Annotated in this window: 14 protein-coding genes and 1 pseudogene; 11 read left to right on the top strand and 4 right to left on the bottom strand. The window is 69.8% G+C overall.

Features of this window, described 5'->3' with window-relative positions:
- From AC2W7M_RS11090 to AC2W7M_RS11050, 9 genes and pseudogenes are all read left to right on the top strand, one after another.
- Positions 1–1,286 (top strand): phage head spike fiber domain-containing protein (locus AC2W7M_RS11090; RefSeq protein WP_486132418.1); only part of this gene is annotated, 1,286 nt, incomplete at its 5' end.
- A complete protein-coding gene (locus tag AC2W7M_RS11085) occupies positions 1,283–1,642 on the top strand; it encodes a hypothetical protein (protein WP_486132417.1) in 360 nt (119 codons plus the stop codon). The genes AC2W7M_RS11090 and AC2W7M_RS11085, both read left to right, overlap by 4 nt.
- 179 nt (positions 1,643–1,821) lie before the next feature.
- Positions 1,822–2,235: pseudogene (locus AC2W7M_RS11080) on the top strand (glycoside hydrolase family 108 protein); the annotation flags it as partial.
- 115 nt (positions 2,236–2,350) lie between these two features.
- Positions 2,351–2,737 (top strand): hypothetical protein, encoded by a 387-nt coding sequence (locus tag AC2W7M_RS11075; RefSeq protein WP_486132420.1) that lies wholly within the window; start codon positions 2,351–2,353, stop codon positions 2,735–2,737.
- Positions 2,734–2,985 (top strand): hypothetical protein, encoded by a 252-nt coding sequence (locus tag AC2W7M_RS11070; protein ID WP_486132419.1) that lies wholly within the window; start codon positions 2,734–2,736, stop codon positions 2,983–2,985. The genes AC2W7M_RS11075 and AC2W7M_RS11070 overlap by 4 nt, the downstream gene beginning before the upstream one ends.
- Positions 2,986–3,021: 36 nt before the next feature.
- Complete coding sequence (locus AC2W7M_RS11065; RefSeq protein WP_486132416.1) at positions 3,022–3,240, top strand: hypothetical protein; 219 nt, start codon at positions 3,022–3,024, stop codon at positions 3,238–3,240.
- Between the two features lie 147 nt (positions 3,241–3,387).
- Entirely contained in the window at positions 3,388–4,056 is a 669-nt protein-coding gene (locus tag AC2W7M_RS11060; protein ID WP_486132415.1) for a response regulator transcription factor, read from the top strand.
- Between the two features lie 39 nt (positions 4,057–4,095).
- Complete coding sequence (locus AC2W7M_RS11055) at positions 4,096–5,481, top strand: ATP-binding protein (RefSeq protein WP_486132414.1); 1,386 nt, start codon at positions 4,096–4,098, stop codon at positions 5,479–5,481.
- 190 nt (positions 5,482–5,671) lie between these two features.
- Complete coding sequence (locus tag AC2W7M_RS11050) at positions 5,672–6,121, top strand: hypothetical protein (protein ID WP_486132413.1); 450 nt, start codon at positions 5,672–5,674, stop codon at positions 6,119–6,121.
- A gap of 286 nt (positions 6,122–6,407) precedes the next feature.
- Here AC2W7M_RS11050 and carA read toward each other — a convergent pair whose 3' ends face one another.
- The gene (carA, locus tag AC2W7M_RS11045) at positions 6,408–7,598 is read right to left on the bottom strand and encodes a glutamine-hydrolyzing carbamoyl-phosphate synthase small subunit (RefSeq protein ID WP_486132412.1); all 1,191 of its coding nucleotides are present in this window, start codon (positions 7,596–7,598) and stop codon (positions 6,408–6,410) included.
- A 271-nt stretch (positions 7,599–7,869) separates the two neighbouring features.
- Between carA and AC2W7M_RS11040 the strand changes: the two genes are divergently transcribed.
- On the top strand, positions 7,870–8,328 hold the full coding sequence (locus tag AC2W7M_RS11040) for a GatB/YqeY domain-containing protein (protein WP_486132411.1): 459 nt from the start codon (positions 7,870–7,872) through the stop codon (positions 8,326–8,328).
- Positions 8,329–8,361: 33 nt separating this feature from the next.
- On the opposite strand, the gene AC2W7M_RS11035 is transcribed toward AC2W7M_RS11040, so the two are convergent.
- The 3 genes from AC2W7M_RS11035 to AC2W7M_RS11025 form a co-directional block, all read right to left on the bottom strand.
- The gene (locus tag AC2W7M_RS11035) at positions 8,362–9,780 is read right to left on the bottom strand and encodes an alanine/glycine:cation symporter family protein (protein WP_486132410.1); all 1,419 of its coding nucleotides are present in this window, start codon (positions 9,778–9,780) and stop codon (positions 8,362–8,364) included.
- Between the two features lie 136 nt (positions 9,781–9,916).
- On the bottom strand, positions 9,917–10,198 hold the full coding sequence (locus tag AC2W7M_RS11030; RefSeq protein ID WP_486132409.1) for a BrnA antitoxin family protein: 282 nt from the start codon (positions 10,196–10,198) through the stop codon (positions 9,917–9,919).
- A 4-nt stretch (positions 10,199–10,202) separates the two neighbouring features.
- Positions 10,203–10,496, bottom strand: a complete 294-nt coding sequence (locus AC2W7M_RS11025; protein WP_486132408.1) for a BrnT family toxin — start codon at positions 10,494–10,496, stop codon at positions 10,203–10,205.
- Between the two features lie 155 nt (positions 10,497–10,651).
- On the opposite strand from AC2W7M_RS11025, the gene dnaG reads away from it, so the two are divergent.
- Positions 10,652–11,942, top strand: a 1,291-nt coding sequence (gene dnaG / locus AC2W7M_RS11020) for a DNA primase (RefSeq protein ID WP_486132407.1), incomplete at its 3' end; no start/stop codon positions are given.

The raw sequence follows: 11,942 nt of genomic DNA, 5'->3' as shown, positions 1-11,942 counted from the left end.
ACTCGCCGACCGCGCGGCGCCGGTCCGCCTTCTTCCGCGATGCCGCCTACCGCCTCGACGGCGTCGCGCCCGCCCTCGTGGCCGATTTCGCCCGCAATCGCCATGCGCTCGGCGGCGCGCCGGTGCCGCTCTCCTCGGTCCTCGCCGTCTCCTCCGGCCCGAAGCGGGTGTTTGACGCCAACGGCGGGATCGCGACGGTTGCGGCGAACACCCCGGCCTTCCCGTGGCGCAGCGGGAGGCGGCGCCTCCTGATCGAGGGGCCGGCGACCAATCTCCTCGCCTACAGTGATCCGCGCCAGTGGACGCTGGGAGGCTCGGCCACCCTCTCTGACGGCCCGCTCGGGCCTGACGGCGTCACGCCCTGGTGCCGGGTGGAGGACGCGACCGCGTCGCAGGTGAGCAACGTGCGGGCGACCGCTGCCATCGCCGCGGACACCGCCACCTACGTGGCGTCGATCCTGGTGCTGCATGACCCAACGGCGGTGTCCAACGCCCATCTGCGGGTGAGCTACAGTGGCGGCACGGGGCAGGAATTCCGGGTGGCGATCAACCCCATCACGGGGGCCATCGGCGACACCCAGGGCAGCCCCGTTGCTGTCTACCGAACCGGCTACGGGGCGTTCTCGCTGATCGAGCTCGTGACGGCCAACAACGGCACGAACACGCTGGCGACCGTCGCCTACTTCCCGGCCGGATCCTCCAATCCGGCCGATCCTGTACCGGGCGCAGGCTCCCCCTCGGTCGGGTGGGGCTACATCGCGTGGGGCCAATTCGAGGTGGGCACGCGGGCCACCTCGCGCGTCCTGTCCGCCGGGTCGCAAGGGTCGCGTATCGCCGACGTGGTGCAGCTCTCCGCAGGCGCGGCGGCGACGCTTCAAGGTGCGGCGGCCACGCTGGCGTGGCGCGGGCGCGTACTGGTGTCGGCCGTCAACCTGCCGCTGGTCGGCCTGCCCTCCGGCTACGCGCTGCTCCGCGCGTCGGCGAACAGCAACAATATCGTGCTCGACGGGAGCAGCGCTTCGGGGCGGGTGCTGTCCACTGGTGTGACCGTGCCCGGAGAAGTTTCTGCCGCCATCGGGTGGGACGGCACGGGGCGGGCCGGCGCCATCAACGGCGAGGCGGCGGTGTCCGATACGGCCGCACTCGACCGCTCGCGTGCCAGCCTTTGGCTCGGCGGCTATCAGGGCCTCCCCGCCGGCCGCGCGCTGGAGATTGACGAGATCGTGGCGTGGACCGCGCGCGGCTCTGGCGCGGCGCTCACCGGACAGGCGAGGGGGTGGGCATGAGCACGTCGGTTCCCATCACGATCTTCCTGCGCTTTCCCGACCGCGCGGGCGCACAAGCGGCCTTCGCGCTCTACGGCTCCGGCACCGTTGAAGGGCCGGACGGGGAGCCCACGTGGCCGTCCTGCGGCACCTATCAGGGCCACCGCTATGACATCGCCGTGGTGGGCGCGGACGGGACGATCTTCCGCCCGTCCGGCGAGACGGTCGAGACCGATCCCGAGCTTGGCCCCCTGCCAGTGCTGGCACCGGTCGCCGGCTTCCATGTGAACGTGCTGTGGCATGGGCCGGCCGAACTGATCCCGGACTTCGGCGCGGCGCAGGTATTTCCGGTGACGCCGGAATGCGTGTTCGCCTGAGCCGTTCCGGTCTCGGTGAGCCCGGACCCGATCCTTCGGGAAACGAGCGGCCGGCCTCGGGTGCGGGGAAGCCCTCGGCCGGCCGATCGCTCCTGACCGGCATCATTGGTGCCGCCTCCCTTCTAGCCCGGCTTCGGCCCGCGCCGCGTCCCCCATTCGAGGGATGATCTGCGTCCGCGATGCCGTCACGCGCCGGCGCCATGCCCGCGCTTCCGCTCGAGGTCACTTCCATGCGCGACAATTTCAAGCCCGCCCTTGCCGCCGTCCTGGTGCACGAGGGCGGCTATTCCAACCATCCGTCCGACCCCGGCGGCCCCACCATGAAGGGCGTCATCAAGCGGGTCTATGACGACTACCGCCGCTCCAGGGGCGAGAGCGTGCGCGACGTGCGCCAGATCACCGAGGCGGAGCTGCAGGAGATCTATCGCCGCCGCTACTGGGATCTGATCCAGGGCGACAAGCTGCCCGCCGGCCTCGACTACGTGGTGTTCGACGGCGCCGTGAATTCTGGCCCGGCGCAGGCCACCAAGTGGCTGCAGCGGGCGCTCGGCATCCCGGCGGACGGCGTGCTCGGCCCGTCCACGCTCGCGGCCATAGCGCGCGCCGAGGATCACGACGCCATCGTCGCCGGCCTCCAGGCGCGCCGGCTCGCGATGCTGAAGGCGCTGAAGACCTGGCCGGTGTTCGGCAAGGGGGTGGGCCGGCGGGGTGGAGGAGGTGCGCCGGCTCGGCCTCGCTCTGGCGGCCGGCGCGCAGGATCTGCCCATGCCGACCGCGACGGCGAGCGGCAAGGCCTATGCCTCCAGCGCCAAGGCGCCGCCGCCCAAGGCCGTCGGCGATGCGCTCGCCTCCGGCGGCGTCGTCTCCACCGGCATCGGTGTCGCCACGGACGCGCTGGTTCCCGTGGCCGACAAGAGCGCGGCGGCTGCGACCCTCCTCACCGTCCTGATGGTGGCAGGCGCCCTGGTGGCCGTGCTGGGCTACGTCTATCGCGCGTGGGCCAAGGCCAAGGCGGCGGAGATCATGGACGCCCTCGACCTCGAGCCGCCGGATTTCGGAAGCGCGGCCGAGCCGGCCGAGGCGGTGCCGGCATGAGCGCGATCCTCGCTCTGATCTCCGCCAAGTGGGCGGCGGCGCTCGGCCTCGGCTGGGCGCTGCCGGCGGCCGCGGCGGCCGTGAGCCTCGTCGCGACGCTGCTGTGCGGCGGGGACGGGTGGCTCGCGCTTATCGTCTCGGTCGGCGCCGCAGGTTTCGTGGCGCTCTGGTCCGGGCTCGGCCTCAGGCCGGCCCTGGCCTGGCTCGCTGGTGCCGCGGCCCTCGCGATCCACCATTCGGCACCCTGAAGGGCGCCGCACAGCAGAAAGCCAGGGAGAAGGCCAATGCCGACCGTGCCGTCCAGAACGCGGAGCGCGCGCGCGCTGACGCTGATCGCCGCAATTCTGACCCTGAGCGCCTGCGCGACGACGACGGGTTCCGGCGGGACTGACGTGTTCTGCCGCTCGGCGAAGCCAGTGCGGTGGTCCAAGGCGGACACCGACGCCACCATCCGCCAGGCCAAGGCGCACAACGCCGTGGGGCGGAAGCTGTGCGGGTGGTGAGCGCCGGAGCAGGAGGGGCGATGCCGGTCCGTCGAAATGACCGCGCCGCGGGACGCTGACATTGCGGCTGCGCTCTGGCATTCTGCCGCGACCATCGATTTCGCGCTTGTTCTGCAACCAATTGCAACCCGACGCGCTGGAGGGTCCGTGCGCCTGCTCGTCATCGAGGACGATCCCGATCTGAACCGCCAGCTCGTCGAGGCCCTGGCCGATGCGGGCTATGCGGTGGATCGCGCTTTCGACGGCGAGGAAGGCCACTATCTTGGCGAGAGCGAGCCCTATGACGCGGTGGTGCTCGACATCGGCCTCCCGAAGATGGACGGACTCTCGGTGCTGGAGAGCTGGCGCCGCGCCGGCAAGACCATGCCGGTGCTCATGCTCACCGCCCGCGACCGCTGGAGCGACAAGGTGCAGGGCTTCGACGCCGGTGCCGACGACTATGTGGCCAAGCCCTTCCACATGGAGGAGGTGCTGGCGCGGCTCAGGGCGCTGCTGCGCCGCGCCACCGGCCACGCTTCCAGCGAGCTGACCTGCGGGCCGGTGCGGCTCGACACCCGTTCGGGCCGTGTCTCCGTGGCGGGCAATGCGGTCAAGCTCACCTCGCACGAATACCGGCTGCTGTCCTATCTGATGCACCATTCGGGCCGCGTGGTCTCGCGCGCCGAGCTGGTGGAGCACCTCTACGACCAGGATTTCGATCGCGATTCCAATACCATCGAGGTATTCGTCGGGCGCCTGCGCAAGAAGCTCGACTGCGAGGTGATCCAGACCGTGCGCGGCCTCGGCTACCTGCTGGTGGCACCCGATGAGGCGTGAGCCGACGCGGCGTCGTGCCCAAGCGGAGACGCACGCCTGATGACCGACGACGCGAAGCCCGGCTCGCTCGCCGTCCGCCTCATGCTCTCGGCCATCGCCATCATGCTGGTGGTGCTGACCCTAGTGGGGCTCGTGCTTTCCAGCCTCTACCGCAATGCCGCCGAGCGCTCGTTCGACCGGCGGCTCGACATCTATCTGAAGACCATCGTCGCCGAGCTGGCCAATGCGGCGCCAGGCCAGATGCCCCAGCCGCAGGCGATGGCCGACCCGCTGTTCCTGTTCCCCAATTCCGGCTGGTACTGGCAGGTGGCCAAGGCCGGCGGCGGCGCGCAGGATCACCGCACCTCGCCCTCGCTGCCGTCCGGCATGCTGCCGATCCTCTCGGAGATGGGCGTCCAGGCGCCGCCCGGCCGCATGCGCCAGGGCTATGCGGAAGGGCCGCTGGGGGAAACGCTGCGCGTGGTCGAGCGCGATCTCGACCTCGGCAAGGACGAACGCTTCGTGGTCTCGGTGGCGGCGGTGTCGTCCGAGCTGGAGGAGGAGATTTCTGCCTTCAACCTGGTCCTGGTGGGCACGCTGGTGGTGCTCGCCATCGCCTTCCTGGGGGTGGTGCTGATCCAGGTGCGCTACGGCCTGCGGCCGCTCGCGCGCATCTCGCAGGCGCTGGCGGCGGTGCGCTCCGGCAAGACCGAGCGCCTCGACGGCGCCTATCCGGAGGAGATCGCCCCGCTGGTGCGGGAAGTGAACATGCTGGTGGACGCCAACCGCGAGATCGTCGAGCGCGCGCGCACCCATGTGGGCAACCTCGCCCATGCGCTGAAGACGCCCCTTTCCGTGCTCATGAACGAGGCCGGCACGCGGGACGATCCGCTCGCCGTGCTGGTGCGCGATCAGGCCGGGGTGATGCGCGACCAGGTGACACATCATCTGGAGCGGGCCCGCATGGCGGCGCGGGTGTCCGTGGTCGCGGGCCTGTGCGAGGTGACGCCGGTCGTGACCTCGCTCGCCCGCACCATGGAAAAGATCAACCGCGCGCGCGACATCGCCATCGATGTGAAGGTGGTGGACGACGTGCGGTTCCGCGGCGAGCGGCAGGACATTGAGGAGATGGTGGGCAACCTCATCGACAATGCCTGCAAGTGGGCGAGCACGCGGGTCGAGGTGGAGGTCTGCATCGGCCGCGGGCGGACCGCCTCCGACCGGGTGTTCTTCCATGTCATCATCGACGACGACGGGCCGGGCCTTGATCCGGCGCGGCGGGCGGAGGTGGGGCGCCGCGGGCGTCGCCTCGACGAATCAAAGCCCGGCACCGGGCTCGGTCTCTCGATCGTCCAGGAACTCGCCACCCTCTATGGCGGGCGCTTCGACCTCGGCGCCGCCCCCATCGGCGGCCTGCGCTGCGAACTGGTGCTGCCCGCCGCCTGAGGCCGCCGTGTCCCCACCGGCCTTCCTCTCCCCCCTTTCAGAATCGGATCGCGCGCGGGCGCCGCTGCGCTGCGGCCTTCCCTCCGGCCGCGCGAGGCCTTATGAACGAAGGACCGGCGGGCGGGCGGTCTTGCGCCCGCCGCCGCTCCGTTCCACCGAAGGCTCGCTGTTGCGAAGGCGTGTGCGTCCCATGGCCCTGCGTCCGGTTGCCCCGTTCGGTCCGCTTGTCGCGCTGGCGCTCGCGGCGCTCGTCGCCGGCTGCGCCACCACGCCCGGCGGTGGCCTCAGCAGTTCGTCCGCCAACGTGGCGCTGCCCATGGCGCCGGTCATGAGCGGGGCGGTCTCCGGCGGCCTCATCGGCGGCACGGTGGGCAACGGCCTCGCGCCGGCCGACCGCCAGCGCGCCTACGAGGCGGAACTCGCGGCGCTGGAGACCGGCGGCCCCGGCTATCCCATCGGCTGGAAGGGCGAGGACGGCGCGCGCGGCACGGTGATCGCCGGACCGGCTTATGTGCGCCCGGGCTACAAGAGCTGCCGCGACTATTCCCACACCATCTATATCGACAACCGCCCGCAGATCGCCCGCGGTGCCGCCTGCCTCACCGAGGCGGGGGTCTGGACTTCGGTGGTCACGAGCTGAGGCGGAGGGGCGGAGCCGCCTCCCGTGGCGCCCGGCGCCGAGAATTCGCTCGCGCCCCGCGACAGCCTCTGCGGGCATCCTCGACGCGATGAGCTTGAGCGCAGCCAAGTCGTCAGGGCCGGGCTTGTCCCGCCCATCGACGCCCCGCGGCGGGTAGCCGACTTCCGGTCAAGGGCGAGCTGCCAAGGGCCTGCGGCCAATGAATTCGGTCAAAAGGGCGAGCGGGAGCGCGTGGATGCCCGGGACAAGCCCGGGCATGACAGGAGGCGGGGGGCAAAGCCGCCCCTCACGCCGCCTTGTGCTTGCCCATCATTTCCACGAACCGGCTGAACAGATAGTGGCTGTCGCGCGGGCCGGGGCTCGCCTCGGGGTGGTACTGCACCGAGAACACCGGCTTGTCCGAAAGGGCGATGCCGGCGTTGGAGCCGTCGAACAGCGAGACGTGGGTCTCCACCGCATTGGCCGGCAGGCTCGCCCGATCCACGGCGAAGCCGTGGTTCATGGACGTGATCTCCACCTTGCCCGTGGTGAGGTCCTTCACCGGATGATTCGCGCCGTGATGGCCCTGGTGCATCTTCACGGTGCGGCCGCCGACCGCGAGGCCGATCATCTGATGGCCGAGACAGATGCCGAAGGTGGGCACCCCCTTGTCGATCAGCGTGCGGATCACCGGCACCGCATAGTCGCCGGTCGCCGCCGGGTCGCCCGGTCCGTTGGAGAGGAACACGCCATCCGGGTTGAGCGCCAGAATGTCCTCGGCCGGCGTGGTGGCGGGAACCACCGTGACCTTGCATCCGGCGTCCACGAGCAGGCGCAGGATGTTGCGCTTCACGCCGTAGTCGACGGCCACCACATGGAACCGGCCGTCGCCGGCGCGGCCATAGCCCGCGCCCCATGTCCACGGCGTCTCGTCCCAGCCGTAGCGCTGGGGCGCGGTGACGCCGGGCACGAGGTCCATGCCTTCCAGCCCCGGCCACTGGCGCGCCTCGGCCTTCAGCGCCTCGATGTCGAACACACCGTCGGCGCGGTGGGCGATCACCGCATTGGGCATGCCCTTGTCGCGGATCAGCGCCGTCAGCGCGCGGGTGTCGATGCCGGTGATGCCGGGAATGCCGCGCGCCTTCAGCCACTGGTCCAGATGGCGGGTCGCGCGGTAGTTGGACGGCTGGGTCACGTCGGTGCGCAGCACCACGCCGCGCACGCCGGACGAGGCGGCCATGGAGACCGTCTCGATATCCTCTTCGTTGGTCCCCACATTGCCGATGTGCGGGAAGGTGAAGGTGATGATCTGCCCGGCGTAGGAGGGATCGGTGAGGATCTCCTCGTAGCCGGTGATGGCGGTGTTGAAGCACACCTCGCCGGCGAGCTGGCTTTCGGCGCCGATGCCGTGGCCATAGAGCACGGTGCCGTCGGCGAGCACCAGGACAGCGGTCGGGGTGGGCTCCGCCCAGCCGGAATGGACTTGTTCGAGGGTCATGGGACGCTTACATAGTCATCGGCCGCCGCGGGGTCAAAGGGATGTGCAATGGGCGCAGGGCGCCGGATAGCAAGGCATCCCGATCCCGCCCGCGCGGCCCCACGAGCGCGGGAGAGGACGAAAGCGCAGCGCGTGCCGCAGGCGGGCCATCCGAGCCCAGGACCCGCGCGGCCGGGAGGGGCATTCCGCGGGAGGCCCCATCCCCAGACGGTGCTTTCTCCGCACATCCCGATGCCGGCCCGATCCATTCCAATACGACAGAGGTTTCCACGTGCTTCGTGACGACATCAACGCCGCGCTGAAAGAGGCGCTCAAGGCGCAGGACAAGCGGCGCACCTCCACGCTGCGCCTCATCAACGCGGCCCTCAAGGACCGCGACATCGAGCAGCGCGGCCACGGCAAGGACCCCCTGACCGACGACGAACTGCGCGCGCTGCTCGCCAAGATGATCAAGCAGCGCGACGAGAGCGCGCGCATCTATGACGAGGGCGGCCGGCCCGAACTCGCCGCGCAGGAGCGCGAGGAGATCGGCTACATCAAGGCCTTCCTGCCGGCCCAGCTCTCCGAGGCCGAGACCAAGGCCGAGATCGGCAAGGTGATCGCCGAGATCGGCGCCGCCGGCATCAAGGACATGGGCCGCACCATGGCGGTGCTCAAGGAGCGCTTTGCCGGCGCCATCGACTTCGGCAAGGCCTCCCAGTGGGTCAAGGAGCAGCTCACCGCAGGGTGAGCCGCTTCCTGGTCCGCCCCTGGCCCGCCGCCGTCAGCGGCGGCTCCAGATGCTCTTGTCGACGCCTTCGGTAAGATCCGGCATCTCGGCGGCGAGGAACATGGGTTCCTGGCCGGCCTTGCGCTTTGCCAGATAGTCCCGCGTCAGCCGCGTCACCACGCCGGACAGGAGGACGATGGCGATCAGGTTGATCGAGGCCATCAGCCCCATGGAGGCGTCCGCCGCGTTGAACACGGTGGCGACGCTCTGCAGCGAGCCCCATACCACCATGGCGAGCAAGGCGATGCGCAGCACCACGATGCCCGCCGTGTGGCCGTGGCCGAGGAACACCAGCGCGCCTTCGGCATAAGAGTAGTTGCCGATGATCGAGGTGAAGGCGAAGAAGAAGATCGCCACCGCCACGAAGTAGCGCCCGGCCCAGCCGATATGCACCTCCAGCGCCGCCTGGGTGAGCTGGGTGCCGGTGAGGCCGGTATTCTGCTGGAACACGCCCGAGAGCAGGATCAGCAGCGCGGTGGCGGTGCAGATGACGATGGTGTCGATGAACACGCCCAGCGACTGCACGAAGCCCTGGCTCACCGGGTGGTGCGGGTCCGGCGTCGCCACGGCGGCGATGTTGGGGGCGCTGCCCATGCCCGCCTCGTTGGAGAACAGGCCGCGCTTGACGCCGTTGAGCATGGCCGCGGCCACCGAGCCCGCCACGCCCCCCACCGCCGGCTCCAGGCCGAAGGCGCTGCGCACGATCAGCGACAGCATGCCCGGCACCTCGCCGATGTTCGCGATGAGGGCGTAGAGCGCGAGGCCCACATAGCCGGCGGCCATGAACGGCACGACGATCTCCGCGGTGCGGGCGATGGCGGCAATGCCGCCGAAGATGATGACGCCGGAGAGCGCCGCCACGGCGAGCCCGGTGGCGAGCTTGGGCAGGCCGAACGCGCCTTCCATGGCGTCGGCGATGGAATTGGCCTGCACCGCGTTGAACACCAGGCCGAACGACAGGATGAGACAGACCGAGAACAGGGCGCCGGCCCAGGGCGCCTTCAAGCCGGCCGCAATGTAGAAGGCCGGGCCGCCGCGATAGCGTCCCTGGTCGTCTTTCACCTTGTAGAGCTGGGCCAGCGTGCTCTCGGCGAAGGCGGTGGCCATGCCGACGCAGGCCACCATCCACATCCAGAAGATGGCGCCGGGCCCGCCCAGCACCATCGCCACGGCAACGCCGGCGATGTTGCCGGTGCCGACGCGGGAGGCGAGCGATGTGCACAGCGCCTGGAACGGGGTGATGCCGGACTTGTCGGTCTCGTTCGCCCGCAGCACCGAGCGCAGCATCTCGGGGAAGTGGACGATCTGGATGAACTTGAGCCGCAGCGTGAAATAGATGCCGACAGCGAGCAGCCCGTAGATCAGCACGTAGCCCCAGAAGACGGTGTTCAGGAAGTCGATGATCGCGTCCATGGCACCCCAGCCCGGATAGGTTGAAATCACAGGCTAGAGCGCGGCTTACGTCGGGTCCACTGGGAAAGCGGGCGTGCGGGGCCGGGCAGGGCAGGGGCTCAGGCTGTGGATTGCGGGGACGCTTCCGGCGCCTTGCTTAGGCTCGGTCCGTGCCGGAGCGCGCGGCGGCCGCCTCCATGAAGGCGCGCAGAACGGCATTGATGCGCTTCTGGTAGCCGGGGCCGGAGGCCTTGAAGAAAGCGAGCACGTCCTCATCGAGGCGGATGGAGATCGGCGCCTTCTTCGGCGGCACCACCACGGTGGCGGTCCAGCCCTCAAGGTCCAGCAGCCCTTCCCAATCGGGATCGGCGCGCGCGGCCGCCTCGATCTCCTCCTCGGTCATGGCGCGCAGGCGCGCCCAGTCGATATCGGAGGCCACCCTTTCACCGTCCGGGTTCGAATAAGATTCGGTAGCGGCGACGCTCTTCGTCTCGTGCTCTGCGGGCCGAGATGATGCGGACTTTTTCACCCCGCCAGGTGAAGACAACCGAGAAGAAGGCGTCGTTGATTTTAAGGACTGCGACATGCCTTTCTTCTCCATTCCTATCTGAGCGAAAATGCAGGAAGCGTTCGGTTCTCATCATGTCGGTGACATGCTGAAACCCCATGCCGTGCTTCACGCGGTTCTGCTCGTTCTTCGCCTCGTCCCACTCGAAGACGACCGCTCCCCAGTCCATCGCCCCGCCCCCGCCACAGTCGGGGCAGACTAGTCACGCCGCAATGCGGATGCACGCCAGGATTGCGTTCCGGGCGAGCGGTCTCCTGCATTACAGATGTATATACAATCGGCGTTTGTCAATCCCGGCGACCCGGCTCGTGCTAGACTGGTGTCATGCGCTTCCCTCCCTCGTTCCTCGACGAGATTCGTGCCCGCCTCCCGGTGTCGGAGGTGGTGGGCCGGCGCGTGAAGCTGAAGAAGCAGGGGCGCGAGTTCGCCGGCCTCTCGCCGTTCAATGCGGAGAAGACGCCGTCCTTCTTCGTGAACGACCAGAAGGGCTTCTACCACTGCTTCTCGTCCGGCAAGCACGGCGACGTGTTCGACTTCCTGATGGAGACCGAGGGACTGCCGTTCGGCGAGGCGGTGGAGCGGCTCGCCTCCATGGCCGGCCTCCAGGTGCCGCAGGCAAGCCCCGAGGCGGCCGCCCGGGAGGAGCGCCGGCGCTCCCTCCACGAGGTGATGGAGCTTGCCGCCCGCCATTTCGAGGCGACGCTCCAGACCCGCCTGGGCGCCAAGGCGCGGGGCTATCTTGCCGACCGCGGCCTCGGCCCGCTGACCCAGCAGCGCTTCCGCCTGGGCTATGCCAGCGCCGACCGCTTCCACCTGAAGGAGGCGCTGGGCAAGCTCGGCGTCTCCACCGAGGACATGGTTGAGACCGGCCTGCTGATCTCCGGCGACGACATCCCGGTGCCCTACGACCGCTTCCGCGACCGGGTGATGTTCCCCATCACCGACATGAAGGGCCGCGTGGTGGCGTTCGGCGGCCGGGCGCTGGAGAAGGACGTTCCCGCCAAATACCTCAACTCCCCCGAAACCCCGCTCTTCCACAAGGGCTCGCTGCTCTATAACGGCTTTTCCGCCCGCGCCGCCGCCCAGAAGAGCGGCCGCGTCATCGCCGTGGAAGGCTATGTGGATGTGATCGCCATGGTGGAGGCCGGCTTCGGCGCCACCGTCGCCCCGCTCGGCACCGCGCTCACGGAGGAGCAGTTGCAGCTGCTCTGGCGCATGGCCGACGAGCCGGTGCTGCTGTTCGACGGCGACAAGGCCGGCCGCAAGGCCGCCCACCGCGCCATCGACCTGGCGCTGCCGCACCTGAAGGCCGGGCGCAGCCTCTCCTTCGCCACCCTCCCCGAAGGCCAGGACCCGGACGACCTGATCCGCCGTTCCGGCCCTGATGCCATGGCCGACGTTCTGGCCCAGGCGCGACCGCTGGCCGCCGAGCTGTGGGCGCGCGAGAGCGAGCAGGCGGCGCTTGACACGCCCGAGCGCCGCGCCGGGCTGGAGGCGCGCCTCAAGGAGGTGGTGGCGGTCATCGCCGACGAGACCGTGCGCAAGCATTACGCACAGGAGCTTTCGGAGCGGTTCCGCGCGCTGATTCGCGCCTGCCGCGGCGCAGCCCGCCAGG

The sequence above is a fragment of the Xanthobacter sp. BG11Y11_SDJG genome, assembly GCF_057364445.1.
Note: the sequence above shows the minus strand (reverse complement) of the source record. Positions and strands in the feature narration are given on the sequence as shown.